Origin of the sequence: Vogesella facilis, assembly GCF_042648525.1 — a bacterium.
GTDB classification, from domain to species: Bacteria; Pseudomonadota; Gammaproteobacteria; order Burkholderiales; family Chromobacteriaceae; genus Vogesella; species Vogesella facilis.
Genome location: NZ_JBHRXN010000030.1, coordinates 231,982 through 257,244 on the forward strand (window position 1 = coordinate 231,982; position 25,263 = coordinate 257,244).

Here is a 25,263-nt window from a genome sequence, read left to right on the forward strand (position 1 = left end):
GCGCCGAGCAGATGGCCGGACAGCAGGTAGGCCAGCCGCGAGGTGAGTTCGTCGGCCGCCTTGTGACCGTGCCAAAGCAGCCAGCCCAGCGGGGCGCTCTCGCTGCCCAGCCGGTGCAGGCGGACGTGGTCCGGCAGGCTGGCAGCGGCGTGCAGCTTGTCCGGCTTCGGCAGACAAGCGGTATCGCCCCGTCTGGCCAGGCAATGCCAGACGGTGCCTATCTTCCCCCAGACTGTTGCACCGTCAGGAGCCTGCAAGCGCGCCAGAAAATCCAGCGCCGCTTCGGCAGCTTCTTCCGGTGTAAACAGGAAATCAGCCGTACTGTTCATACAGTTCGTGTAGACCCACTCGTGAGCGTTTGCATGAGGCATCCCCCCATGCACAGTGGCTGTTTTTATATTGGCAGTTTTTTACAACAAATGAAGCAGCAGTTTTAACTAATTACTGATAGTAATGCGGCTAACAACTCTGCGACGTCGTCGCGTGTATGCCCGGCGGACAGCGATACGCGCAAACGCGCGCTCCCTGCCGGCACCGTGGGCGGTCTGATCGCCGGCACCCAGATCCCGCGCGCACGCAGCTGTTCCGCCAGCTTCAAGACTTCCTTATTGCTGCCAATAATAATCGGTTGAATTGGCGAACGGGAAGAGCACAACGACAAAGAAGTTGCCCGCAGCCCGGCGCGCAGCGTTGAAATATGCTCTTCAATTAAATGACGACGCCATTTATCGTCGGCAATCAGCTGCAGACTGCGCAGAATCGCCGCCGCCTGCGCCGGAGGATGCGCGGTGGTGAAGATATAGGTGCGCGCGCTGTTGACCAGCCAGTCGATCAGCTGGCGGCTGCCGGCCACGAAGGCGCCGGCCACCCCGGCCGCCTTGCCCAAGGTGGCCATGTACACCACCCGCGGGTGGTGCAGCGCGTACTCCAGCAGCGCGCCGTGGCCGTCGCCCAGCAGGCCGAAGCCGTGCGCGTCGTCCAGATACAGCCAGGCATCGTAGCGCTCGGCCAGCTGCAGCAGTTCGCGCAGCGGCGCCTCGTCGCCGTCCATGCTGTACACCGCGTCCACCGCGATCAGCCGGGTCTTCGCCGGCGTGTCGCGCAGCAGCTGTTCCAGCTGCGCCAGATCGTTGTGGCGAAAGCGCTTGAACGCGGCGCGCGACAGCAGGCAGCCATCATTCAGCGACGCATGGTTGAGGCGGTCGGCAAACACCGCGTCGCCGCGCCCCACCAGGCTGGTGATCACCCCCAGGTTGGCCGCATAGCCGGAGCCGAACAGCAGCGCCGCCTCGCAGCCGACGAAAGCGGCCAGCGCCGCCTCGGCCTGCTGCTGGATCTCGAAATGCCCGGCCACCAGCGCCGAGGAACCGCCGCCGACGCCCCACTGCTCGATCGCCTGCTGCATCGCCTCACGGATGGCCGGATGGTTGGCGAGGCCGAGGTAGTCGTTGCTGGCGAACGCCAGGTAGTCGCGGCCGTCGATGCTCACCCGCGGCCCCTGCGGCGACTGCAGCGTGGCGCGGCGGCGCAGGCGGTGCTCGGCGGCCAGCGCGCTCAGGGCGGAATCGAGTTCGTCGGGACGCATGCGGCCAACCTTTCAGGGCGATAGTCGATAAAAAAGCACCCGCCGGCGGCAAGGTGCTTGTTCGGTGGCGCAGTGTAGCGCCAACAGCGGCATCTAAGATTGCCGCCGTGTTACAGCGGCTGCAGGCCCAGCTTGTCCATCAGCGCACGGTCGGCGTCGACATCCGGGTTGCCGGTAGTCAGCAGCTTGTCGCCGTAGAAGATGGAGTTGGCGCCGGCCAGGAAGCACAGCGCCTGCATCGCTTCCGGCATCTCGCGACGGCCGGCAGACAGGCGGATGTAGCTCTTCGGCAGCGTCAGGCGCGCCACGGCGATGGTGCGCACGAACTCGGTCCAGTCCAGCGCCTCGGCGCCGTCCAGCGGCGTGCCGGTCACCTTCACCAGATTGTTCACCGGCACCGACTCCGGCTGCGGGTCCAGGTTGGCCAGCTGCAGGATCAGCCCGGCGCGCTGCTCGCGCGTCTCGTTCAGGCCGACGATGCCGCCACAGCACACCGACAGCCCGGCGCTGCGCACCTTGCCCAGGGTATCGAGGCGGTCTTCGTAGTCGCGGGTCTGGATGATGTCGGCGTACTTGTCCGGCGCGGTGTCCAGGTTGTGGTTGTAGTAGTCGAGACCGGCATCCTTCAGCTTCTCCGCCTGGCCGTCCTTCAGCAGGCCGAAGGTGGCACAGGTCTGCAGCCCCAGCGCCTTCACCTGCTGCACCATGTCCAGCGTCTTTTCCAGATCGGCATCCTTCGGCCCGCGCCAGGCGGCGCCCATGCAGAAGCGGCCGGCGCCGTTGGCCTTGGCGTGGCGTGCCGCTTCCACCACCTCGTCCACCGTCATCATCGGCTGGTTTTCCACCGGCGTTTCATGATGCGCCGACTGCGGGCAGTAGCCGCAGTCCTCCGGACAGCCGCCGGTCTTGATCGATACCAGCGTGGACAGCTGCACCCGGCTGGGATCGAAATGCTGGCGATGCACCTCGGCGGCGCGGAACACCAGTTCCATGAATGGCAAGTCGTACAGCGCCTCGACCTCCTGCTGGCTCCACAGAGCTTGTTCCGGGTGCAGTTTGGGCGGGCGCTGGAAAGCGATGGAGGCCTGGGTCATCTGTGCTACCGTCATAAATTAGAGTAAAAACTAGGCAATGTTGCCGGGGGCCGCCGCATGCTGTCAAACCAACTTCGCCAGCTTCTTGACAACTGCGTATTATTTGAGCAGCACTGCCTGCTGTGCGGCCAACGTCCGGCGCCCGCCGGCCTGTGCCCGGCCTGCCGCCCCAGCCTGCGCTATCAAACCGCCGCCCGTTGTCCGCAATGCCAGGCGCTGGTGCACAGCGGTAACGCGCCCTGCGGCGACTGCCAGCGGCTGCAGCCGGCGTTCGAGCGCCTGCTGGCCGCCTACGATTACGACTACCCGCTGGATGGCCTGATCGGCCGCTGCAAATACGGCCCACAGCCGGCGCTGCAGGGCGCGCTGGCCAGCCTGATGCCCAGCCTGCTGCAGCGCCATCCGGCCCTGCCAGCGCCGGACCTGATCGTGCCGGTGCCGCTGGCCGCCGCCAGGTTGGCCGCACGCGGCTTCAACCTGCCGGATGCGCTGGCGGCCAGCCTGGCTGTTACAATGCGCGCTCCCGTGGCTCGCGAGCTGTGTTGGCGCAAACGCAACACCGTGCCGCAAGCGGGTCTGGACCGTGCCGAACGGCTGGCCAACCTGCGCGATGCCTTCGGCGTAAAACACCGCTGTGACGGCCTGTTCCTTGTCATCGTCGATGACGTGGCAAGCACCGGCGCCACCTTGCACGCCCTGTCCAAAACCCTGAAAAAAGCAGGGGCAAAACGGGTGGAAGCATGGGTGCTGGCGAGGGCACATTTTCGTCATGCTTGACCAACCTGTTGATTTACTAGAATATTCGCCCCGCAACGATGTTTACCGTTGTTCTCTACCAGCCGGAAATACCGCCCAATACGGGCAATATTATTCGACTCTGTGCCAACACCGGCTGTGAATTGCACCTGGTCAAGCCACTGGGTTTTCCGCTCGAAGACGCCAAACTGAAACGCGCCGGACTCGACTATCACGAGTACGCCCGCATGGTGATCCACGAGAACTGGGAAGCCTGTCTGGCTCACCTTGGCGAGCGCCGCATCTTTGCGGCCACCACCAAGGGTGCCACCCGGCATGACCGCATCGCCTTCCAACCCGGCGATGTACTTTTGTTCGGTCCCGAATCCCGCGGCCTGCCCGCCGAGATTCTCGACACGCTCCCGTCTACGCGGCGGGTGCGACTGCCGATGCGGCCCGAATCGCGTAGCCTGAATCTCTCCAACGCCGTCGCCGTGCTCGTGTTCGAAGCCTGGCGCCAGCATGATTTTGCCGGAGGAAACTAGCGCGCACGCAACTCACCGTTGGCACAACAGCATAGGAGAGGTGATGAAACCTTTTTACCGATGGCTGTGGCTAGTGTTCATCAGTGCTTTGCTGGTGGCTTGTACCACCGTCAGACCGGCGACTGCCACGCAGACCGCCAAGGTCAGTTACAAAAAATCCGCCGTCAACACGGGAGCCTACTTCCAGAACGACGGCCCGGCTCAGCAAACCCCGGTCAACTTGGACTTGATACCGGACGCCATCCCGCAAAATGAGCCGCTGATCGCCTCGGCGAACAAACCGTACTCCGCGCTGGGCATGAGCTTCCGCCCGGATGCCTCGGACAAGCCCTACCGCCAGGCTGGCAAGGCTTCCTGGTACGGCAAGCAGTTCCACGGTCGCAAGACCAGCTCCGGCGAACGCTACGACATGTTCGCGATGACCGCCGCGCACCCGACGCTGCCGATTCCGAGCTACGCCCGCGTCACCAACCTGAAGAACGGTGAATCGGTGATCGTGCGCATCAACGACCGTGGCCCGTTCCACAAGAGCCGCCTGATGGACCTGAGCTATGCCGCCGCGCACAAGCTGGGCATCGTCAACAGCGGCTTCGGCAAGGTGGTGGTGGAGCGCGTGTTCCCGGTGGAAGGCAGCGAGCGCATCGCCACCAAGCCGCCGGCGCAGCAGCGTGCGGCCAACGGTGACAACTTCTACCTGCAACTGGCGTCGTTCAGCCGCCTGGCCGCCGCCGAGGCCGAGCTGAAGACCCTGCTGGCCGATCCGGCCAACGTGCATGACGAAAAGCTGGGCATCGTGAACCAGGACGGCCTGTACCGCGTCCGCATGGGCCCGTTCGGCGACGACCATGAAGCGCTGCAGGCCGCAGTGGCGCTCAACGTCTCCCCCGTCATCACCCGCTAGGCCGGCTAGCGACACGGTAAACAACAACGCGAGGCAGCTGCCTCGCGTTTTTTATTTGCCCGCCGCCTCGGGTTTCGCCGATGGCATACGACAACCCCGGAAAATACCCCGCCGCCACGCGGCAAATGGCCTATGCCTCTAGCACGGGCGGGCAGCGCTGCCCGCCGTTAGCCACACTGGAGACAAGCCATGAAGATGCTACTCACCGTGGACATCCCCCACGAACCGTTCAACTCGCTGGTGCGCAGCGGCCAGGCCGGCGCCATCCTGGAGCGCATCATGGACGGCATCCGTCCGGAAGCGGCCTATTTCACCGAGCAGGACGGCCACCGCTGCGGCCTGTTCGTGGTGGAGGTGGCCAAGCCGTCCGACGTGCCGGCGCTCGCCGAGCCGTTCTTCCTCAGCTTCAACGCCGACTGCAAGTTCCGTATCGTGATGACGCCGGCCGATCTGCAGCAGGCCGGGCTGGCGGATATCGGCAAACGCTGGGGCTAGCCGCGCGTCAGCACGCCCTTCCGTTACGCGCCAGGTCTTGGCCAAAAGCACCAGGCCAAACCGCATGGCTTGCCGGCTGCAAACACCGGCCTTGACCGCTACCCGCCGGACCCGGCCAAGCCGGGCCGCTGCTGCCGGGTCATGGCGTCGGCAGCCTCACCATTCACACCACCAAGCCCTGGCGCTGCGCGCCACAACTTTGCCAAAAGCACAAGGGCAAGCCGCATGGCTTGCCCTTGTTGTGTCCGCTGGCGGCCAACGTTGGCCGCAACGCTTACTCCGCCAACTGCGCCAGCAGCTCGGCCTGGCGTTCGGCCAGCAGCGCTTCGGTCAGCTCCACCATGTCGCCGTCCATCACGTAGTCCAGCTTGTACAGCGTCAGGTTGATGCGGTGATCGGTGATGCGGCCCTGCGGGTAGTTATAGGTGCGGATGCGCTCGGAGCGGTCGCCGGAGCCGATCAGGCTCTTGCGCTCCGCCGCCTCCTTCTGCTGCTGCGCGCGCAGCTGGATATCGTAGATGCGCGCCGCCAGCACGCGCATGGCGCTGGCCTTGTTGGCATGCTGCGAGCGGCCGTCCTGGCACTCGGCCACGATGCCGGTGGGCAGGTGGGTGATGCGCACCGCGGAGTCGGTCTTGTTGATGTGCTGGCCGCCGGCGCCACTGGCGCGGTAGGTATCGATGCGCAGGTCGGCCGGGTTCAGCACCACCTCGGCAATCTCGTCCGCCTCCGGCATCACCGCCACGGTGCAGGCGGAGGTATGGATGCGCCCCTGGGTTTCGGTGGCCGGCACGCGCTGCACGCGGTGGCCGCCGGATTCGAACTTCAGCCGCGAATAGGCGCCGTCGCCGGCGATGCGCACGATCACTTCCTTGTAGCCGCCGAGGTCGGATTCGCTGGCGGACAGGATCTCCGCCTGCCAGCGGTTGCGCTCGGCGTAGCGGGTGTACATGCGCAGCAGGTCGCCGGCGAACAGCGCCGCCTCGTCGCCGCCGGTACCGGCGCGGATTTCCAGCAGGATGTTCTTGTCGTCGTTCGGGTCCTTGGGCAGCAGCAGTTTCTGCAGCTCCACTTCCAGCGCCGCCATGCGCTCGCGCGCTTCGTCGATCTCGGCCTGGGCGAACTCCTTCATCTCCGGGTCGGCCAGCAGCTCGCCGGCGGTGTCGATATCGGCCTCGCACTGGCGGAAGGCCTGAAACGCCTCTGCCACCGGGGTAAGCTCGGCATGCTCGCGGGTGAGCTTGCGGAACGCGTCCATATTGGCGGTGGCGTTTTCGGCGGCCAGCAAATGGGTGACTTCTTCCAGCCGCTCGCAAAGCGTGGCCAGTTTCGCCGCAATCGACGGTTTCATTACTGCTCCGGGTGTAAGCGATACAGACGCGCGATCAGTTCGACCTGCGCATCGTGCGCCGCGCCGCTGCCGGTGGACAGCGCCTGCGTCGGCGGGTGCATCAGTTTGTTGGTGAGCTGCAGCGACAACGCTTCCAGCACTTTTTCGGGGGCGTCGCCACGCGCCAGTTGCTTCAGCGCCGCGTCCAGGGTGTGGCGGCGGATGCGTTCGGATTCATCGCGCAGCGCGCGGATCAGCGGCACCGATTCGCGGCGCTTGAGCCAGTCGACGAACTCCACCACGCGGTGGTTGATGATGGCCTCGGCCTCTTCCGCCGCCTGGTTGCGCGCCTGCTGGCCCACTTCCACGATGCTGGCGATGTCGTCCACGGTGTACAGGAAGACATCGTCCATGCGGCCAACTTCGGCCTCGATGTCGCGCGGTACCGCCAGATCGAGCATGAACATCGGCCGGTGGCGGCGAGCCTTGATGGCGCGCTCCACCATGCCCTTGCCGATGATGGGCAGCTGGCTGGCGGTGGAACTGACCACCACGTCGTAGTGCTGCAATTGCTCGGGCAGCTCGGACAGGGTGATGGCATTGCCGCCGAACTCGGCGGCCAAACGTTGGCCGCGCTCCAGCGTGCGGTTGGCCACGGTGATCTTTCTGGGCTGGCGGGCGGCGAAGTGCGTCGCCACCAGCTCGATCATCTCGCCGGCGCCGATGAACAGCACGTTCAGCTCGCTCACCGAGGCAAAGATCTGCTCGGCCAGCTTCACCCCGGCGGCGGCCATCGATACCGAACTGGCGCCCACCGCGGTCTGGCTGCGCACGTCCTTGGCCACCGCGAAGGTCTTCTGGAACAGGCCGTTGAGCAGGCTGCCCATGGTGCCGGCGCGCTCGGCGCTGCGCACCGCGTCCTTGATCTGGCCCAGGATCTGCGTCTCGCCCAGCACCATGGAATCCAGCCCCGAGGCCACGCGGAAGGCATGGCGCGCGGTTTCGGCGGCATCCAGCTGGTACAGGTACGGCGCCACCTCGCCCAGCGCCATATCGTGATAGCCCACCAGCCAGCGCAGCACTTCCTCCGGCTGGGTGGTGGCACAGTACAGCTCGGTGCGGTTACAGGTGGAGACGATGGTGGCTTCGCGCGCGGCATGCGATTCCACCAGCTGCGCCAGCGCCGCCGTCAGCGTCTCGGCCGGAAAGGCCAGACGCTCGCGGATGGCGAGCGGAGCGGTGTGGTGGTTCAGACCGATGGCAAGCAGCTGCATGGGCAGGGTATAGAGCTATCCACGATCTCGCGAGCTAGAGCGAGACAAGGCGAAAACGACTGAGGGAGCGGAGTTTACAGATAGTAAATGAGCATCCCGAAGGCGTTTTTAACGCCGTATCGCCGAAGCGCAGCAGATCGTGAACGCACTCATTGAGGCGCGCAATTGGAAAGCGGGCATTCTATACCAGCTAGCGCGCCGGGGCGACGTGCCGGCATGCCCGCCTGCAGGTATCATGTCGCCAGTCAAGGAGATGCCCATGCCGCTGAATCTCGCCGATATCCGCCTGGAATACAGCAAGAAAGAACTATCCCCCGACGACTGCCTGCCCGATGCGGTGGCGCAGTTCGAACTGTGGCTGCACGAAGCCATCGCCGCCGAAGTCATCGAGCCCACCGCCATGCACATCGCCACGGTGGACGAACACGGCCGCCCGTCGGCGCGCATCGTGCTGCTCAAGGGCGTGGAAAGCGGCCAACTGGTGTTCTACACCAACTATCACAGCCGCAAGGGTCGCCAGCTGGCGGCCAACCCCTATATCGCCGTCACCTTCTTCTGGCCGGAGCTGGAACGCCAGGTGCGCATCGAGGGCAAGGTACAGCCGGTGGCGCCGGAGGTTTCCGACGAGTATTTCGCCAGCCGCCCCTACACCAGCCGCATCGGCGCCTGGGCCAGCGAGCAGAGCAGCGAGATCGACGGCAAGAGCGTGCTGGTGACCCGCGCCGCCACCTTCGGCCTGAAACACCCGCTGAACGTGCCGCGCCCGCCGCACTGGGGCGGTTACGCCATCGTGCCGGACCGGGTGGAATTCTGGCAGGGCCGCCCCAGCCGCCTGCACGACCGCGTGCTGTACACGCTGCAGGAGGATGCCGGCTGGCGCCGCAGCCGGCTGGCACCCTGAGAACCTGCTTACGATCTGCTGAGCTTTTTTCGATCAGCTACGCTGGGGCGATACCGCGTTGAATTCGACTCAGTGATGCGCATTGACCTCATGTCAATTCCGCGCCCCTCACGTTTTCGCCTTGTCTCGCCCTAGCTCGCGAGATCGTAAACAGGTTCTACAAATCATCCGGTGCCCCGCACCCTGGCCGCACTCGCGGCCTGTTTTCATTGAACGGACCCCCATGCTCAACAACGACATCCTGCGCAGCGTGCGCTTCATCCTCAATATCAGCGATGCGCACCTGCTGGCCATCCTGCAGCACGTGGAGCCGTATGCCGACGACGACTTTGCCGCGCTGCTGAAAAAGGAAGACGAAGCCGGCTTCCTGCCCTGCAGCGACGAGCTGCTGTCCGCCTTCCTCGACGGCCTGATCATCGAGCGCCGCGGCCGCCGCGACGACGCGCCGCCGCCGGCGCCGCTGCTGCGCCTGGCCAACAACGACATCCTGAAAAAGCTGCGCGTGGCGTTCGAGCTGAAGCAGGACGACATCGAGGCGCTGCTGGCACTCACCGGCTTCAAGGTGTCCAGCGCCGAAGTGGGCGCGCTGTTCCGCAAGCCCGGCCACAAGAACTACCGCCAGTGCGGCGACCAGTTCCTGCGCTACCTGCTCAAAGGCCTGGCCATCAAGCTGCGGCCCGGCGCGCAACCCAAGGGCGCCTGATGCTGCCGCTGGCCTGCCTGTACGGTTTTCATGGCGCCGGCGGCACCCTGCTGGAGGTGAAACGGCTGGACTTGCCCGCCGGCAGCGAGCCGGACGCGGTGTACCACTGGCTGTGGCAGCCGGCGGGTGCTGGCGGCTGGCAGAAGCTGAGCTTCGCCGCCATGGCCAGCGAGCCGCAGCCGTACCGCCGCTTTGCCGAGGGCGAGCTGTGGTTCGATGCCGATTCCGCCCGCCTGCAACTGGGCGGGCAGCTGCACACGCTGGCCGCAGGCCGCCCCGATGACTGGCAAGCCTCGGTCTCGGCGTGGCTGCAGCGGCAGCACTGAACCGCAACGCGCAAGCACTGCCCCCGAACGCTCACGCCACTGGCCGCGCACCGGCCGCTGCGGCAGCATGAGCGCATTCCCGCCCGAGGCCGCCCCATGTCCGACCTGCCGCTGTTCATCTTCCGCTGCCTGCAGCGCCAGCGCCTGGCGCAGGTGCCGGTGCTATCCACCCTGCTGATCGCGGTGGAGCACGGCGAGAAACAGCTGGTCACCCGCAGCGGCAGCTGGCATTGCCCGGCCGGCAGCTGGCTGATTATCCCCGGCGGCCAGACGGTGGAGATCATCAACCAGCCGGGCGCCGGCAGCGGCTACCGCGCCTGGACCCTGGTGCAGCCGCAGCACTGGCTGCAGCGGCTGCTGGCGCAATACGGCCCGCAGCTGCCAGCGCTGCCATGGCCGGACAACGGGCCGGTGTTCCAGCCAGACAGCGAAGCACGCCAGGCGCTGGCCCGGCTGCAGGCGCTGCTGCCGGCGGCACAGGCCGGCACCTTGGGCGCGGCGCAGGCCGAGCATGCCTGGCAGGGGCTGATGCTGGCGCTGGCCGCGGCGCGCCAGGGCGCCGAACTGTTCCGCCTGCCGCGGCAGGATGTCCGCGCCAAGGTGCAGAGCCTGCTGGCCTTCGACCCGGCACGCGACTGGCAGGCCGGCGACATCGCCAGCGGCCTGGCCATGAGCAGCGCCACGCTGCGCCGCAGGTTGGCCGCGGAGGCCACCTCGTTCTCCACCCTGCTCAATGAAGTGCGCATGGAGCGCGCGCTGGGCATGGTTAATGCCGGCGAGCAGCCGCTGACCCTGGTAGCCGCCGCCTGCGGCTACCAGTCGCCGTCGCGCTTTGCCGCCGCCTTCCGCCAGCGCTTCGGCGTCAGCCCCAGCCGGCTGCGGCTGCAGCGCGACAGCGCAGGCTGAGCATTTGCGCACAGCCGCTGCACCCTCGCGGCGCGCCAGCGCGCTTGCGGCCAACCATACTGTCCTTGTCACCACCACAAGGAGCCGCATCATGACCCGCCTTCTGCTTTCCACCCTGCTGCTGGCCGCGCTGCCGGCCATGGCCTTCGAAGTCGACAGCCCGCAGCTGCAAGCCGGCCAACCGATGGCCAAGGCGCAGGAATACAACGGCTTCGGCTGCAACGGCGGCAATGTGTCGCCGGCACTGCACTGGCAGCACGCGCCGGCCGGCACCAGGAGCTTCGCCGTTACCGTCTACGACCCGGATGCCCCCACCGGCAGCGGCTGGTGGCACTGGGTGCTGTTCAACCTGCCGGCCGGCACCAGCAGCCTGCCCGCCGGCGCCGGCAACCCGGGCGGCGCGCTGCCCGCCGGCAGCATGCAAAGCCGCACCGACTACGGCACACCGGGCTTCGGCGGCGCCTGCCCGCCGCCGGGCGACAAGCCGCACCGCTACATCTTCACCGTGCATGCGCTGAAGGTGGACAAGCTGGAGCTGGGCGCCGACAGCAGCCCGGCGCTGGTGGGCTATATGCTGAACGCCAACAGCCTGGGCAAGGCCACGCTTACCACGCTCTACGGCCGCTGAGCACGGCGGCGCGGCTTGACAGCCCGCCGTCACGCCACCAGCATGCGGCACGATCCCCCACGCCGGAGCCTGCCATGCCCCACGCCCCCCTGCACCCCGCCACGCTGGCCGTCCGCGCCGGCGAGGATGCGCACCGCCCGCACGACGCGCTGGCGGTACCCATCGAATTCGGCATCGCCCACGGCTACCCGGACGTGGACAGCTGGGAGCAGGTGGCGCGCGGCGAGGCCCCCGGCCCGCTGTACGCACGCAACACCGCCCACCCCACCACCCTGGCGCTGGAAGCCAAGCTGGCGGTACTGGAAGGCGCGGCGGCGGCGGTAGCTTTCGGCAGCGGCATGGCCGCCATCAGCAGCACCCTGCTGGCGCTGCTGCAACCCGGCGCCCGCGTAGTGGCCGGCAAGGACACCTACGGCGGCAGCCATTACCTGTTGCAGCACACCCTGCCGCAGTGGGGCGTGCAGGTCACGCTGTGCGACACCACCGATGCCGACGCTTTCGAGGCGGCACTGGCCGGCGGCTGCCAGCTGCTGTATCTGGAATCCCCCACCAACCCGCTGCTGAAGGTACAGGACATCCGCCGCCTGGCCGCCGCCGGCCATGCCGCCGGGGCGCTGGTGGTGATCGACAACACCTTTGCCACCCCGCTGAACCAGAACCCGCTGGCACTCGGCGCCGACCTGGTACTGCACAGCGCCACCAAATTCCTGGGCGGCCACGCCGACGCCATGGGCGGCGTGGTGTGCGGCAGCCAGGTGCTGACCGGCCGCATCCGCCACTACCGCGAGATCCACGGCGCCTGCCTGGACCCGATGAGCGCCTTCCTGCTGCTGCGCGGCATCAAGACCCTGGCGCTGCGCATGCGCCAGCACAACGACAACGCGCTGGCGCTGGCACAGTGGCTGGCACAGCAGCCGGCGGTGGCGCGGGTGAACTACCCCGGCCTGCCGACCCACCCGCAGCACGCCATCGCCCGCGAGCAGATGCAGGGCTTCGGCGGCGTGCTCAGCTTCGAGCTGGCCGGCGGCGACGCCGCGGTACGCCGCCTGCTGCCGCGCTGCCGGCTGCTGATCCGCGCCGCCACCCTGGGCTCGGTGGACACCCTGCTGGGCGTGCCCAGCACCACCAGCCACGTGGAATGCAGCGAGGCGGAACGCGTGGCGCTGGGCATTCCCGGCGGGCTGGTACGCTGCTCGGTGGGCATCGAGGACATCCGCGACATCATCGCCGACCTGCAACAGGCACTGGCCGAGTGAGCCCCGCAGCACAAAACGTTGGCCGCACGCCTTGCGGCCAACCTTTCGCCTCATGAGCTGGTTCCTGTACGTGCTGGAATGCCGTGGCGGCAGCCTGTACACCGGCATCAGCAACAACGTGGACAAGCGCTACGCCGCGCATGTGGCCGGCAAGGGCGCGCGCTACACCCGCAGCTTTCCGCCGGAGCGCATCGCGCTGGTACTGCCGTTTGCCGACAAGGGTGCCGCGCTGCGCGCCGAACTGGCGGTAAAGGCGATGAGCGCGGCGCAGAAGCGCAGCTGGCTGGCGGCGCAGCTGAGCACAGCAACCTATTAGCCAGGCTAATCAAACGCAGCAGTAATGCTGGCTTGCCGCCGGCGTGCCGGCGGCCCACACTGCCAGCCATTGCCGAACCGGAGTCCGCCATGTCCCACCTCGACACCCTGCCCGCCGGCCTGCGCCAGGCGCAGCCGCTGCTGTGGCACAACCCCACGCTGCGCCCCGCCGCCGACGCACTGGCTGCCTGCGCCTATGGCCGCGCCGACATCGAGGCCGCCATCGCCCGCTGGCAGCGTTTCGCGCCGCTGCTGGCGCGACTGTTCCCGGACAGCGTGGCCGCCGACGGCCGCATCGATTCGCCACTGCTGCCGCAAACCGATACTTGCGGCCAACCCTTGTGGGTGAAGGCCGACCACGCGCTGCCGATCACCGCCTGCATCAAGGCGCGCGGTGGGGTGTATGAAGTGCTGTGCCATGCCGAGGAGCTGGCGCTGGCCGCCGGCCTGCTGCCACCCGGCAGCAGCTACACCGTGCTGGCCGGGGCGCCGGCGCGCGCACTGTTCGCGCGGCACCGCATCCTGGTGGGCAGCACCGGCAACCTCGGCTACAGCGTGGGGGTGATGGCGCGCGCGCTGGGACTGGGGGTGGAAGTGCACATGTCGCACGACGCCAAGGAGTGGAAAAAGCAGCGCCTACGCGCGCTGGGCGCCGGCGTGGTGGAGCACCAGGGCGACTACGCGCTGGCGGTGGCCGCCGCCCGTGACAGCGCCGCCAGCGATGAGCACGCCTATTTCATCGACGACGAAAGCTCGCTGCTGCTGTTCTTCGGCTATGCCGCCGCGGCCTGGGATCTGGCGCCGCAACTGGCCGCCGCCGGCCTGCGGCCAACGCCCGAGCAGCCGCTGCGCGTCTACCTGCCCTGCGGCGTGGGCGGCGCGCCGGGTGGCGTGGCCTTCGGCCTGAAATGCCTGTTCGGCGACGCGGTGCAGTGCGTGCTGGTGGAACCGGTGGCCTCGCCCTGCTTCCTGCTGCGCCTGGCCAGCGGCGACGATGCGCTGTCGGTGTACGACATCGGCCTCGACAACCGCACCGTGGCCGACGGCCTGGCAGTGCCGCGCGCCTCGGCCACCGTGGCCGGCATCGTCGGCCCGCTGATCGACGCGGTGGTCACCGTCAGCGATGCCAGCCTGCTGGCCGAACTGCGCCACCAGTGGCGCCAGCACGGCCTGCGGCTTGAGCCGTCCGCCGCCGCCGGCTTCGTCGCCCACCAGCTGGCAGCGGCGCAATGGCCGGGCGCGGCGACCCCGGTGGTATGGACCACCGGCGGCAACGGCCTGCCGGACGAGGTGTTTTTACCGCTGCTGGCGGAGTAGACACCGCCCCCGAAGGAGACGGCATGAAAAAGGTTGGCCGCAAACCGTTAGGGGCTTGCGGCCAACCTTTTGCCGTTTGATCGTGGCCAACGCCCGCTTGCATGCTTCCCGGCGGCGCATCACAGCTGGCCCCCTGTGTGGCGGCGAAAGTCTCGTCAGTCGACAAACGACAGACAGTGCAGACCACAAGCCTGCGCCAGATCGACCAGCTTCTGTACCTTGTCGCGCGAGTGGAAAAAGGCCACGTTGGTATCGTCCCACGACTCGCAGTAGATGCAATCAAATTCGGGCAGCAGCACCAGCTGACGAGGGGCAAGCAGCGGGTTGAAGCGGCATTGCTGCAGAAAGAACGCCCGGTCCCGGTACTGTTTCAGCTGCAAGCGCTGCTTATGCGGCCAACGTCCGCGAGGCCGCACGGTATACACCTCGGAGGCATCAAACAGCGCCTGCCAGTGCGCCTGCCATTTGCGGTCGCGAGCAATCCGTTCCGGCCCGTGAGAGCAATCAAGCAGCGGCCACTCGTGGCTGGAGCGCAGCCAATGGTCGAACACCGAGATGGCCAGGCGCGCCATGCCGCTATCCCCGTTTTCCCGCACGTGCGCCAGCGCCGGGAACTGGGCAAGCATGGCCTCCGCTTCGGCCTTGGGCAGCGTGCGCAGCCTTTTTTCTTTCCCTTGCATCCTGTCCGCCTCCTCCACCGTTTTCAATCAATCGCCCCCCGCAACAGGCGCCGCCGCCACAACGCGATCAGCAGCCCCAGCGCAATGGCGGGCAGCCATACCCACTGCAACTCGGAGATCAGCACCGCCAGGCCGCGCTCCGACAAGAAGCGGCCCACGCCGATGGGCGACACGCGGATGAACTGCAGCGGCGCGAAGAAGCGCTGGTCGCTGAACGGCCACAACAGCGCCACGCCCTTGCCGCCGGTGGTCAGCGTATCCAGCAGGCCGTGCGAGGCCATGGCGACAAACTGATAGCCAGCGGCCAGCCAGGCGTTGGCCGCATGGCGCCGGCAATACCAGCCGAGCAGCAGCGCCAGCAGCGCCGAGGTGAACAGCGCGTGGCTGAAACCGCGATGGCCGAAGGCATCACCGTAGGGAATGCCGAGGCGGAAGGCGAGCACATCCAGATCCGGCAGTATCGACAGCAGCACGCCGGCCAGCAGCAGCGGCCGGGGAATGATGCGGCTACCCAGCCCCAGGCCGATGGCCAGCGGCACTGCGGGGTGGGAAAGAATGGAAGGCATGCGGACTCCTTGGGTTATCCGGTCAAACAAGCCGTTGGCATGTTAGCAGAGCACCCTGGCCTCGCAGCGGCATGCATGCGTCGCCCGGATAAGCCAACGCCACATCCGGGGCCGACATACCCACCGTTTCCCCGGATGCGCTGCGCTTGTCCGGGCTACCCGCCCCTCATTGTGGGGTCAGTCAAAAAAAGGTTGGCCGCAAGCGGTAAACAGCTTGCGGCCAACCTTTGCCATGTCATTGCAGCTAACGCCGGACGTAGGGTGGGCAAAGGCCACCCTACCCCCGCTGCATCTCGCCGCACAGCCAGTCCGCCAGTATTTGTGCGGCTTCGCTCGCACCAACTGGATACAGCGCGTAGTAGCCCAGCAGCAGCGGCGGATGCTCATCCAGTCGGCACAGGCTGCCATCCTGCAGGTAGCGCGCCACCAGCAGCTGGCGCCCCAGCGCCACGCCCTCGCCGGCCTGGGCGCTGCGGTAGGCGAGCTGTGCCTGGTTGAAGTGGCGCTCGCCGGCAGTGCTGCCGCGTGGTCGGCCGTATGCGGCCAACCATAGCGCCCATTCGCTGCCGGCCGGCGCCGGGCTGCTCCATGGCGCATCGTCGTGCAGCAGCTGGCCAGCAATCAGGCCTGGCGCCGCCACCGGAAAACCGTATTCGGGCAGCACGAAGGCGGCATCCTGCGGCGCCTGCGGCAGGTAGCGCAACGCCAGGTCGATGCCGGCCTGGCGCATGGCGCTCTGGCTATACGGCTGGTTGTCGGCCAGCAGATCGACGCTGATTTCGGGGTGCAGGCGGGCGAAACGCCCCAGCCGCGGCAGCAGCCATTCCAGCGCCAGCGACGGCGGTGCCGCCAGCCGCACGCTGGCCGGCGCCGCCTCGCGCTGCAATGCGGCCAACGTGGTGGCCACGGTATCGAAGCCGCTGTCACAGGCGGCAAACAGCTGCTGCCCGGCGGGGGTGAGCTGCAGCGTGCGACCGCCGCGCTGCAGCAGGCGCAGCTGCAGGCGGGCTTCCAGCCGCTGCACGCGCTGGCTCACCGCCCCCTGGGTGACGGCCAGCTGTTCGGCGGCACGGCGAAAGCCGCCGCACTCCGCCACGGCGTGGAAGAACCACAGGTCGGCCAGCAGGCTGGCATCCAGTCGGCGCACCATTACTGCCGCCTCAGTAGGCGAAGCGCTCGCGCAGCTCTTCCAGGTTCAGCTCACGCAGGATGCTTTCCTGCCGTTCGCGCGCGCTCTTTTTCGCGCCGCCGACCTTCTTGGCGATGATCAGCTCGTTCTTCATCGAGTGCTCCCAGCCCACCAGCTCGGTAACGGTTACCTGGTAGCCGCGCGCCTCCAGCTGCAGGCAGCGCAGCACGTTGGTGAGCTGACTGCCGAATTCGCGGGTGTGGATCGGGTGGCGCCACAGCTCGGACAGCGGCGTCTTGCCGAAGGTCTCGTTCTTCTTCTGCCGCAGCACGGCGGCCACCTCGGCCTGGCAGCACGGCACCAGCACGATGTACTTGGCGTCCTTGGCCAGCGCGAAGCGGATGGCGTCGTCGGTAGCGGTGTTGCAGGCGTGCAGCGCGGTGATGATGTCCACCTGCGCCGGCAGCTCGTCGGAAGTAATCGACTGCTCCACGCTGAGGTTGAGGAAGCTCATGCCGGCAAAACCCAGCCGCTGCGCCAGGTCTACAGATTTATTCACCAGCTCCTGCCGCGTTTCCACGCCGTAGACGTGGGCGGCCGCCTTGTCCTTCAGGAACAGGTCGTACAGGATGAAGCCGAGGTAGGACTTGCCGGCGCCGTGGTCGGCCAGCGTCAGGCTGCCCTTGCTGGCCAGCACGTCGGCCATCAGCGGCTCGATGAACTGGTACAGGTGGTACACCTGCTTGAGCTTGCGGCGGGTGTCCTGGTTGATCTTGCCGTCGCGGGTGAGGATGTGCAGTTCTTTCAGCAGTTCGATGGACTGCTGCGGTTTGATTTCCGGGATCAGGCTCATGATGTTTTCTCGATTTTCACTGCCGCTATTGTAGCGCCTTGGTCAAGGGGCCGGCCGGCTGGCTTACAATGCGCTATTCCCGTTTTCAGGTAGCAGATCATGGCCTTGCAGCTTCACGTCATTCCGGTCACCCCGTTCCAGCAGAACTGTTCCGTGCTGTGGTGCGATGTCAGCAATGAAGCGGCGGTGGTGGATGCCGGCGGCGACATCGCCCGCATCCGCGCCTTTATCGACGCCAAGGGCCTGAACGTGAGCAAGCTGCTGCTCACCCACGGCCATATCGACCATGCCGGCGGCGCCCGTGCGCTGGCCGATGCGCTGGGGGTGCAGATTGAAGGCCCGCAGCGCGCGGAAAGCTTCTGGCTGGACCAGCTGCCGCAGCAGGGGCAGATGTTCGGCTTTGCCCCCAGCCCGGCGCTGACGCCGGAGCGCTGGCTGGAGGAAGGCGACACCGTCAGCATCGGCAACGAGGTGCTGGAGGTGCTGCACTGCCCCGGCCACACCCCGGGCCACGTGGTGTTCGTCAGCCGTGCGGCCAACCTGTGCGTGGTGGGCGACGTGCTGTTCCAGGGCAGCATCGGCCGCACCGATTTCCCGATGGGCAACCATGAGCAGCTGATCGCCGCCATCCGCGGCAAGCTGTTCGCGCTGCCGGACGACATGACGGTGGTGCCCGGCCACGGCCCGTTCACCACCATCGGCGACGAGCGCCGCAGCAACCCCTTCGTGGCCGACCGCCGCTACGGCTGATGGACGCCGCCTTCGAACGCGCGGTGCTGGCGCAGCTGCTGGCGATTCCGCCCGGCCAGGTCAGCACCTATGGCACGCTGGCGGCGCTGGCCGGCTACCCGCGCCATGCCCGCCACGTGGGCAAACTGCTGGGTAATGCGCCGGCAGGTAGCGGCTGGCCGTGGTTCCGCGTCCTCAGCGGCAGCGGCAAGGTGGCGCGCCCCGGCACGGCGGAGGCGGATTACCAGATCCTGCTGCTGGAAGAGGACGGCGTGGAAGTCGGCGCCGGCGGGCGGGTGAACCTGAAACGCTACGGCTGGCTGGCACAATTTTTTATTCCAAAATCATGAAACATTGTCATTAAATGTCTGCTTCACGACAGTAATGCGACAGTTTTCATGCAAAAACCGGCCAATAGCGCCGGTTTTTTGCTGGCTTCTGCTATGCTCCGCGCCCCGCGGCGCCAGGCAAACAAGTGTTTGCCCATCAAACATCATGCTCTGGCGCCGCGCGTTTTCTCCACCACGCAAGCAATAGAAGCACACCATGAACACTCGCACTACCCTGCTCGCCCTGGCACTGGCCTCCTGTGCCGGCTTCGCCCACGCCGACTACTCCTTCAGCAACATCAGCGCCAACTGGCTGGACTGGTCCGACGGCACCCAGGAACGCACGCAAAAAGGCCCGTTCGGCGGCAAGAACGATTTCGGCTACCTGGAAGCCGAAGGCGGCATGGGCGGCAACTGGGGTGAGCTGTACGGTTTCGTCGACATCGAGAACCCGGACAAGAGCACTCACGAAGACGCCGGCCAGAACCGCCGCTACGCCTCCAAGCTGGTGGCGCGCGCCAACCTGGCGCAGATCGGCCAGCTGCCGGTGCAGCTGTACGCCCACGTCTACGACTTCCGCGATGCCGACTTCTACGACCAGAACCGCGTGCTGGGCCTGGGCACTGCGCTGTCCAGCGGCAACTTCTGGATCAAGCCCTTCCTCGGCGCGCACCAGGAGTTCAAGCAGGGCGTCGGCGCCCACCGCAACGGCATGATGGGCGGCTGGGTGCTGGGCTACAGCTTCCAGCTGGCCGGCCAGTCGCTGATGCTGACCCAATGGCACGAGATCGAATTCGCCCGCGAAGACCAGTACCTGGCCATGGCCAAGGACGGCGAAGTGGTGCGCGCCCGCAAGCTGGCCAACAACGGCGCGGTATCGCTGTGGTGGAACGCCAGCCAGGCGATCACCGCCGGCGTGAGCTACCGCTACGCCGACCACAAGCTGGGCGCCGCCAGCTACCAGAACGCGCTGATCTCCACCCTGAAGTACAACTTCTAAGCGCCGACAGGCCGCGAAAACCACAGCTGCTTGCTTTTATTTTGCAATGCAACAAAAACGCCAGTGCCTTGATGTACTGGCGTTTTTTGCGTTCTACGACTTTCGTTTATGACGCTGAGAAGTTGCCTGATGCGCAATTAGTGTGATAAAGACTAAGGATAATTTTCGCTTTCGAACTCGCCGCCATGAGCCGATCACCCAGACACGACAAAATCCTGCAGTTGGTACGCGAAAACGGCTTCATGCCGATCGAAGAACTGGCACGCCTGCTGGACGTGACGCCGCAGACCATCCGCCGCGACATCAACCAGCTGTGCGAAGCCAACCTGCTGCGCCGCTATCACGGCGGCGCCGCGCTGGGCAACAGCGTGGAGAACGAGGACTACTTCTCGCGCAAGGGCAAGCTGCAGAGCGAGAAGGCGCACATCGCCGACATGATCGCGGAAAACATCCCCGACCATGCCTCGCTGTTCATGAGTATCGGCACCACCATCGAGGCGGTGGCGCAGGCACTGACCGCCACCCACAAGGGGCTGCGGGTGATCACCAACAATATCCACGTGGCGTCGATCATGTCGGCCAACCCGGATTTCACGGTGATGATCACCTCCGGCGTGGTGCGCGCCTCCGACGGCGGCATCACCGGGGTGGCGACGCTGGACTTCATCAACCAGTTCAAGGTGGATTACGCGGTGATCGGCGTCTCCGGCATCGAGACCGACGGCTCGCTGCTGGACTTCGACTACCGCGAAGTACGCGTGGCGCAGGCGATGATGAACAACGCCCGCCACCGCTTCCTGGCCGCCGACCACAGCAAGTTCGGCCGCAATGCGCTAGTGCGCATGGGCCACATCAGCGAATTCAACGCCATCTTCACCGACGCGATGCCGCCGGAAAGCCTGAAGAAGCTGCTGGAAGACCACGGCGTGCGCATGTACCTGGCCGACCCGCTGTAAAGGTTGGCCGCATGTAAAAACAAGGGCGCCGCTGGCGCCCTTGTTGTTTGCCGCTGCCGCCACTGCCGGCGGCCGGGTCCGATGCCTATTCCCGCGGCCAGCTCGCCACGCCGTTGCGCCCGGCCGCCTTGGCCTGGTACAGCATGCTGTCGGCACGCTGCACCAGCGCCACCACGTCCCACACCCCGTCGCTGCTGCATACCCCGGCGCTGAAGGTCTGGCGGAAGCGGCCGCGCGGCGACACCTGCTCCAGCCGCGCGAACGCCTCGCGCAGGTCGTCCAGCAGCCGCGTCGCCTGCTCCAGCCCCATACCCGGCAGCACGATGGCGAACTCCTCGCCGCCGTAGCGGCCGATCAGGTCGCTGCGGCGCAGCCGCTCGCGCAGGAAGCGCGACAGGCTCACCAGCACCTCGTCGCCGGCCTGGTGGCCGTAGCTGTCGTTGACGCGCTTGAAGTGGTCCAGGTCCAGCATCACCATGCTCAGCGGCCGGCGTTCGCGCTGCGCGCGGGCGAATTCGTATTCCAGCCGCGCAAACAGGTGGCTGTGGTTGAGCAGCCCGGTCAGGCTGTCGGTGGAGATATAGGAGCGCAGCTGGCGGTAGCGGCTGGCGCGGGTGCTCACCGTCACCACCAGCTCCTCGCTGGACACCGGCTTGGTCAGGTAGCCATCCACCCCCAGCGCCAGCGCGTCCAGCTGCATGTGCGGCCGCTTCTCCATGGTCAGAAAGATGATGGGAATGCCGTCCATCAGCCGCTGCTGGCGGATGATGCGCGCCAGTGCCTGGCCATCGCACTCCGGCATGTACAGGTCCATCAGGATCAGGTCCGGGCGGAAGCGCTCGATCGCCTCCAGCGTCTGGCTGGGACGGGTGATCTCCTCGGTCACCATGCCGTGCCGGTTCAGCACCGCCGCGTACAGTCCGGCCAGCGAGCTCATGTCCTCCACCAGCAGCACGCGCAGCGGGTTGCGCCGGTCCGGCGTCATCGGCAGCGTCAGCGCGTCCAGCAGCTCGCGCACCACCAGCGGCCAACCCAGGAAGCCCTGCCCGCCGGCGCGCACCGCCTGCAGCCGGGCGGCGAAATCGCGGCGCGGGCTGGTGAACAGCAACGGGCAGGCCGGCGGCGACGCCAGCGCGGCCACGCCGTCGGCGTCGAACTCGTCGTAGACGATCAGCGCGCCCGGCTCGTGCAGGAACAGCGCCTGCTGCAGCGTGTGCGCATTGTCGAACACGTCCAGCACGTAGCCGAAGCAGGCCAGCTGCTCCTGCAGCCCCGGCGCCGGCGCCTGCCCCGGCGGCAGCAGCAGGAACAGGCGGTGGCTCTGCGGCACCGGGCCCGCCCCCGGCGGCGGAAAGCTGGGCAGCGGCAGGCTGGCCAGCTGTGTCACCAGCGACAGATGCTGGCGCAGCGCCAGGATGTCGTCGTTGCCGTGGCGGCGCTTGCCCCAGTTGCGCAGCAGGGTGGCCAGCTCCTCGTTGGCGCGCTGCAACGGCTCGGCACCGGCCTGCTCGGCCAGGCCCTGCAGGCACTGGCTCAGCGCGCTGAAACGGCGGGCCAGCTCCGGATCCCAGCGCAGCAGCAGCTGTTGGCCGGCGTGGTCCATTTCCTGGGCCAGGCTGACCAGGGTTTGCGAAACGGGCATCGACATGCGAGTAAGAAACTATTGCAACAGAATCACCGGAGTATAGCCGGCGGCCGCCGGGCGAAGGGGCTCAGCTGCTATAATTGCCCGTTTTCACCCTCGGACAGGGCAGAGCCTGGCTCTGCAACGGCAGCATGAACGTCTTTTACGAAGAAAGCGGCAGCTTCAAGGTAGGCAGCGTGGTTTCGCGCGCCGAAGCCAGCCTGCAGATCGACACCCAGCACGGCAAGCGCACCAAGCTGAAAGCGGCCAACGTATTCCTAGAATTCAGCAGCCCGCTGCAGGACTTCCTGCCGGCCGCCGAAGCCATCGCTGCCGACATCGACGTGGATTTCCTGTGGGAATGCTGCGGTGTAGACGAGTTCGGCTTCGAGGCGCTGGCCGCCGACTACTTCGGCCACGCCCCCAGCGCGCTGGAGAACGCCGCCATCCTGCTGCGGCTGTACGCCGCGCCGATGTACTTCTACAAGAAGGCCAAGGGCAGCTTCAAGGCCGCGCCGGAAGAAACGCTGAAAGCGGCGCTGGCCGGCATCGAACGCAAGAAGCGCGAGCAGGAACACATCGACCTGCTGGCCGCCGAGCTGGCCGCTGGCGCGCTGCCGGACGCCATCCGCAGCCAGCTGATGACGCTGCTGTACCGCCCGGACAAGAACACGCTGGAATTCAAGGCCTTCGACCAGGCCTGCAAGGCCACCGGCCTGCCGCCGCTGCGCCTGGCCGACAAGGTAGGCGGCATCAGCTCGGTGCCGGACTACCTGATGGCCGGCTTCACGCTGGAGCACTTCCCCAAGGGCACCGGTTTCGGCAACTACGCGCCGGCCAGCCTGCCGGACGCGCTGCCGCTGGCCGCGGTGCAGGCGTTCTCCATCGACGACGCCGCCACCACCGAGATCGACGATGCGCTGTCGGTGCAGTGGCTGGACAACGGCAATATCCGCGTCGGCATCCACATCGCCGCGCCGACGCTGGGCATCGAACCGGGCTCCGAGCTGGAAAAGATCGTGCACCAGCGCCTGTCCACCGTGTACTTCCCCGGCGACAAGATCACCATGCTGCCGGACGACGTGGTGCAGACCTTCACCCTGCAGCAAGGCCAGAACTGCCCGGCGCTGAGCCTGTACGTGGAGGTCTCCCCGGCGTTCGAACTGCTGGACTTCGACAACCGCATCGAGCTGGTGCCCATCGCCGCCAACCTGCGCCATGACCAGCTGGAGCAGGTGTTCAACGAGGAAACGTTGGCCGCAGACGGCTTCGGCCCCGACTACGCCTTCAAGCGTGAACTGGTGTGGCTGTGGCAGTTCGCCACCGCCCGCGAGGCGTTCCGCGGCAAGACCCCGGATCCGAACCGCCCGCCGCAGGTGGACTACAACTTCAACGTGGTGGACGGCAAGGTGCTCATCAGCGTGCGCAAGCGCGGCTCGCCGATGGACAAACTGGTGTCCGAGCTGATGATCCTGGCCAACAGCGAGTGGGGTCGCATGCTGGCCGAGGCCGACATCCCGGCCATGTACCGCGCGCAGAGCATGGGCAAGGTGCGCATGACCACCCGCCCGGAACCGCACGTCGGCCTGGGGGTGCAGCAGTACGCGTGGAGCACCTCGCCGCTGCGCCGCGCGTCCGACTTCATCAACCAGCGCCAGCTCACCGCGATGATCCGCGGCGAAACGCCGCAGTACCAGCAGGGCGACGCCATGCTGTTCGCCATGCTGCGCGACTTCGACGCCGCCTACAGCGCCTACCTCGGCTTCCAGGACAAGATGGAACACTTCTGGTGCCTGCGCTGGTTCAGCCAGCAGGGCATCAGCGAGCCGACCGCCAGCTACATCAAGGAAGACCTGGTGCGGGTGGACGGCGTGCCGCTGCGGCTGCGCATCGGCGGCCTGCCGGAATTGAGCAACGGCGACCGCATCCAGCTGCAGATCGTGCGCATCGACGAGCTGCAACAGGAGCTCGAGTGCCGCTACCTGGCGGTGCTGGAGCGCAAGACGCTGCCGCAGGACGAAGCCGAACAGGCCTAAGCGTTGCGGCCAACGTTGGCCGCAACGGACGTGACCAGGCCCCGCCATGGCGGGGCCTGGTCACGTCGGCAGCCGGCTACAGCAGGCTGTCCACCGTGGTGCTGACTTCCTTCAGGTGCGGCAGCGCGTCCGCCATCTTCTCCGCCGCCACCCCCAGCTCGGCCAGCAGCGCCTGCGGCAGCGTGGCCTGCATTTCCGCCTCGCTCATGCCGTGGTTGAAGCCGGCCACGATGTAGGACGCCAGCCCGGTCAGCAGCGCGTAGGGCGACACCTGCGACGGCTCGGCCAGCTGGTGCTGGTCGCGGATCGCCTGCTGGATGGCGTCCGGGAAGTTCCAGCGCCGCGCCAGCTCGGCGCCGACCTCGGTCAGGTCCATGCCCAGCACCATGCGCTCGGTGGCCAGCCGCTCGGCGCCGCCGGCCACCACGCGGTCGATGCGCACCGCCTGTTCCGGCTCCGCCACATGCAACACCAGCTCGCCGATATTGGCCAGCAGGCCGCAGGTATACGCCAGCTGCGCATCCTGCCCGGCCACTTTGGCCAGCACCTTGCCGGTATTGGCCATCTCGAAGCTGCGGCCCCAGAAGCTTTTCATGTCGAAGCCGGGAATCGCCATGCTGGCGCCGGCAATGCCGGAGGCGATCACCAGCATGCGCACATTGTCGAAGCCCAGCATCACCACCGCGTCGTGCAGCGAGCCGATGCTGCGGCTGCCGCCGAAGCGTGCGCTATTGGCCAGCCGCAGCACGCGCGCGCTCAGCACCTGGTCGTGCACCACCTTGTCGATGATGTCGTCGATATTCACGTTCTGATCCTGGAAGCTGGCGATCAGCTCCTGCACCACCTTGGGCACCATCGGCAGCCGCCCGGCGGCCTGGTCGAACAGTTCGGCTACTTTCATGTCGCACACCCCTTCCATCACTTGTTGTTGGCATTACCAGATGAGCTTAGGCAATGGTATTGGGATGTACAGGGGAAATCGTCGCCCGTGGCGCGGGCAGAAAAAAACGGCCCGCAGGCCGTTAAGGAGAGTCGCTCCTGCAGGCAGGA

General features: G+C 66.8%; 27 protein-coding genes and 1 pseudogene. 17 read left to right on the forward strand and 11 right to left on the reverse strand.

From position 1 onward, the window contains the following. The 3 genes and pseudogenes from ACFOLG_RS10885 to bioB all read right to left on the reverse strand — a co-directional run. A pseudogene (locus ACFOLG_RS10885) lies at window positions 1-329 on the reverse strand (diguanylate cyclase); the annotation flags it as partial. Window positions 330-433: 104 nt separating this feature from the next. Beyond that, on the reverse strand, window positions 434-1,585 hold the full coding sequence (gene bioF, locus ACFOLG_RS10890; protein ID WP_386091629.1) for an 8-amino-7-oxononanoate synthase: 1,152 nt from the start codon (window positions 1,583-1,585) through the stop codon (window positions 434-436). Between the two features lie 110 nt (window positions 1,586-1,695). After that, window positions 1,696-2,679 carry a biotin synthase BioB gene (gene bioB, locus ACFOLG_RS10895; RefSeq protein ID WP_386091631.1) on the reverse strand — a complete coding sequence of 328 codons (984 nt, stop codon included), beginning with the start codon at window positions 2,677-2,679 and terminating at the stop codon, window positions 1,696-1,698. Between the two features lie 57 nt (window positions 2,680-2,736). Between bioB and ACFOLG_RS10900 the strand changes: the two genes are divergently transcribed. The 4 genes from ACFOLG_RS10900 to ACFOLG_RS10915 all read left to right on the forward strand — a co-directional run bounded on the left by ACFOLG_RS10900 (window position 2,737) and on the right by ACFOLG_RS10915 (window position 5,355). Further along, window positions 2,737-3,456, forward strand: coding sequence for a ComF family protein (locus ACFOLG_RS10900; RefSeq protein ID WP_386091633.1), 720 nt, complete (start codon window positions 2,737-2,739; stop codon window positions 3,454-3,456). A 38-nt stretch (window positions 3,457-3,494) separates the two neighbouring features. Continuing rightward, entirely contained in the window at window positions 3,495-3,959 is a 465-nt protein-coding gene (trmL, locus tag ACFOLG_RS10905) for a tRNA (uridine(34)/cytosine(34)/5-carboxymethylaminomethyluridine(34)-2'-O)-methyltransferase TrmL (RefSeq protein WP_386091634.1), read from the forward strand. Window positions 3,960-4,002: 43 nt separating this feature from the next. After that, entirely contained in the window at window positions 4,003-4,860 is an 858-nt protein-coding gene (locus ACFOLG_RS10910) for a septal ring lytic transglycosylase RlpA family protein (RefSeq protein ID WP_386091636.1), read from the forward strand. 189 nt (window positions 4,861-5,049) lie between these two features. Next, a complete protein-coding gene (locus ACFOLG_RS10915) occupies window positions 5,050-5,355 on the forward strand; it encodes a panthothenate synthetase (RefSeq protein ID WP_386091638.1) in 306 nt (101 codons plus the stop codon). A gap of 274 nt (window positions 5,356-5,629) precedes the next feature. Here ACFOLG_RS10915 and prfA read toward each other — a convergent pair whose 3' ends face one another. Both prfA and hemA read right to left on the reverse strand, forming a co-directional pair. Beyond that, complete coding sequence (gene prfA / locus ACFOLG_RS10920; RefSeq protein WP_386091640.1) at window positions 5,630-6,706, reverse strand: peptide chain release factor 1; 1,077 nt, start codon at window positions 6,704-6,706, stop codon at window positions 5,630-5,632. Continuing rightward, window positions 6,706-7,959 carry a glutamyl-tRNA reductase gene (gene hemA, locus ACFOLG_RS10925; RefSeq protein ID WP_386091642.1) on the reverse strand — a complete coding sequence of 418 codons (1,254 nt, stop codon included), beginning with the start codon at window positions 7,957-7,959 and terminating at the stop codon, window positions 6,706-6,708. The genes prfA and hemA overlap by 1 nt, the downstream gene beginning before the upstream one ends. 259 nt (window positions 7,960-8,218) lie before the next feature. Here hemA and pdxH point away from each other — a divergent pair, with 259 nt between their 5' ends. The 8 genes from pdxH to ACFOLG_RS10965 all read left to right on the forward strand — a co-directional run bounded on the left by pdxH (window position 8,219) and on the right by ACFOLG_RS10965 (window position 14,311). Beyond that, window positions 8,219-8,860, forward strand: a complete 642-nt coding sequence (gene pdxH, locus ACFOLG_RS10930) for a pyridoxamine 5'-phosphate oxidase (protein WP_386091644.1) — start codon at window positions 8,219-8,221, stop codon at window positions 8,858-8,860. Window positions 8,861-9,083: 223 nt separating this feature from the next. Beyond that, entirely contained in the window at window positions 9,084-9,563 is a 480-nt protein-coding gene (locus ACFOLG_RS10935) for a YehS family protein (protein WP_386091646.1), read from the forward strand. Further along, window positions 9,563-9,889 carry a hypothetical protein gene (locus tag ACFOLG_RS10940; RefSeq protein WP_386091648.1) on the forward strand — a complete coding sequence of 109 codons (327 nt, stop codon included), beginning with the start codon at window positions 9,563-9,565 and terminating at the stop codon, window positions 9,887-9,889. Before ACFOLG_RS10935 ends, ACFOLG_RS10940 begins: the two co-directional genes overlap by 1 nt. Before the next feature lie 96 nt (window positions 9,890-9,985). Further along, complete coding sequence (locus ACFOLG_RS10945) at window positions 9,986-10,795, forward strand: helix-turn-helix transcriptional regulator (RefSeq protein WP_386091649.1); 810 nt, start codon at window positions 9,986-9,988, stop codon at window positions 10,793-10,795. Window positions 10,796-10,886: 91 nt separating this feature from the next. Further along, on the forward strand, window positions 10,887-11,423 hold the full coding sequence (locus ACFOLG_RS10950; RefSeq protein WP_449369286.1) for a YbhB/YbcL family Raf kinase inhibitor-like protein: 537 nt from the start codon (window positions 10,887-10,889) through the stop codon (window positions 11,421-11,423). 74 nt (window positions 11,424-11,497) lie between these two features. Next, on the forward strand, window positions 11,498-12,679 hold the full coding sequence (locus ACFOLG_RS10955) for an aminotransferase class I/II-fold pyridoxal phosphate-dependent enzyme (protein WP_386091651.1): 1,182 nt from the start codon (window positions 11,498-11,500) through the stop codon (window positions 12,677-12,679). A 52-nt stretch (window positions 12,680-12,731) separates the two neighbouring features. After that, a complete protein-coding gene (locus tag ACFOLG_RS10960; RefSeq protein ID WP_386091653.1) occupies window positions 12,732-12,995 on the forward strand; it encodes a GIY-YIG nuclease family protein in 264 nt (87 codons plus the stop codon). A gap of 89 nt (window positions 12,996-13,084) precedes the next feature. After that, the gene (locus ACFOLG_RS10965; protein WP_386091655.1) at window positions 13,085-14,311 is read left to right on the forward strand and encodes a D-serine ammonia-lyase; all 1,227 of its coding nucleotides are present in this window, start codon (window positions 13,085-13,087) and stop codon (window positions 14,309-14,311) included. A 155-nt stretch (window positions 14,312-14,466) separates the two neighbouring features. Here ACFOLG_RS10965 and ACFOLG_RS10970 read toward each other — a convergent pair whose 3' ends face one another. The 4 genes from ACFOLG_RS10970 to ACFOLG_RS10985 all read right to left on the reverse strand — a co-directional run bounded on the left by ACFOLG_RS10970 (window position 14,467) and on the right by ACFOLG_RS10985 (window position 17,539). Then, window positions 14,467-15,018 carry a hypothetical protein gene (locus ACFOLG_RS10970; protein WP_386091657.1) on the reverse strand — a complete coding sequence of 184 codons (552 nt, stop codon included), beginning with the start codon at window positions 15,016-15,018 and terminating at the stop codon, window positions 14,467-14,469. Continuing rightward, window positions 15,015-15,557 carry a metal-dependent hydrolase gene (locus tag ACFOLG_RS10975; protein WP_386091659.1) on the reverse strand — a complete coding sequence of 181 codons (543 nt, stop codon included), beginning with the start codon at window positions 15,555-15,557 and terminating at the stop codon, window positions 15,015-15,017. Before ACFOLG_RS10975 ends, ACFOLG_RS10970 begins: the two co-directional genes overlap by 4 nt. A gap of 277 nt (window positions 15,558-15,834) precedes the next feature. Beyond that, window positions 15,835-16,707, reverse strand: coding sequence for a LysR family transcriptional regulator (locus tag ACFOLG_RS10980; protein WP_386091660.1), 873 nt, complete (start codon window positions 16,705-16,707; stop codon window positions 15,835-15,837). A gap of 10 nt (window positions 16,708-16,717) precedes the next feature. Further along, window positions 16,718-17,539 carry a class I SAM-dependent methyltransferase gene (locus ACFOLG_RS10985; protein WP_386091662.1) on the reverse strand — a complete coding sequence of 274 codons (822 nt, stop codon included), beginning with the start codon at window positions 17,537-17,539 and terminating at the stop codon, window positions 16,718-16,720. Between the two features lie 99 nt (window positions 17,540-17,638). Between ACFOLG_RS10985 and ACFOLG_RS10990 the strand changes: the two genes are divergently transcribed. From ACFOLG_RS10990 to ACFOLG_RS11005, 4 genes are all read left to right on the forward strand, one after another. Continuing rightward, entirely contained in the window at window positions 17,639-18,289 is a 651-nt protein-coding gene (locus ACFOLG_RS10990) for an MBL fold metallo-hydrolase (RefSeq protein ID WP_386091663.1), read from the forward strand. Then, window positions 18,289-18,618, forward strand: a complete 330-nt coding sequence (locus ACFOLG_RS10995) for an MGMT family protein (RefSeq protein ID WP_386091665.1) — start codon at window positions 18,289-18,291, stop codon at window positions 18,616-18,618. Before ACFOLG_RS10990 ends, ACFOLG_RS10995 begins: the two co-directional genes overlap by 1 nt. Before the next feature lie 196 nt (window positions 18,619-18,814). Then, window positions 18,815-19,597 carry an outer membrane protein OmpK gene (locus tag ACFOLG_RS11000; RefSeq protein WP_386091667.1) on the forward strand — a complete coding sequence of 261 codons (783 nt, stop codon included), beginning with the start codon at window positions 18,815-18,817 and terminating at the stop codon, window positions 19,595-19,597. Window positions 19,598-19,782: 185 nt separating this feature from the next. Continuing rightward, window positions 19,783-20,553, forward strand: coding sequence for a DeoR/GlpR family DNA-binding transcription regulator (locus tag ACFOLG_RS11005; RefSeq protein WP_386091669.1), 771 nt, complete (start codon window positions 19,783-19,785; stop codon window positions 20,551-20,553). Between the two features lie 85 nt (window positions 20,554-20,638). Here ACFOLG_RS11005 and ACFOLG_RS11010 read toward each other — a convergent pair whose 3' ends face one another. Next, window positions 20,639-22,195: a GGDEF domain-containing protein gene (locus ACFOLG_RS11010; protein WP_386091671.1), complete on the reverse strand. Its 1,557-nt coding sequence runs from the start codon at window positions 22,193-22,195 to the stop codon at window positions 20,639-20,641. 134 nt (window positions 22,196-22,329) lie between these two features. On the opposite strand from ACFOLG_RS11010, the gene ACFOLG_RS11015 reads away from it, so the two are divergent. Then, window positions 22,330-24,213: a ribonuclease catalytic domain-containing protein gene (locus ACFOLG_RS11015; protein ID WP_386091673.1), complete on the forward strand. Its 1,884-nt coding sequence runs from the start codon at window positions 22,330-22,332 to the stop codon at window positions 24,211-24,213. A 76-nt stretch (window positions 24,214-24,289) separates the two neighbouring features. On the opposite strand, the gene ACFOLG_RS11020 is transcribed toward ACFOLG_RS11015, so the two are convergent. After that, window positions 24,290-25,114 carry an HDOD domain-containing protein gene (locus tag ACFOLG_RS11020; protein WP_386091675.1) on the reverse strand — a complete coding sequence of 275 codons (825 nt, stop codon included), beginning with the start codon at window positions 25,112-25,114 and terminating at the stop codon, window positions 24,290-24,292. Window positions 25,115-25,263: the final 149 nt, after the last annotated feature.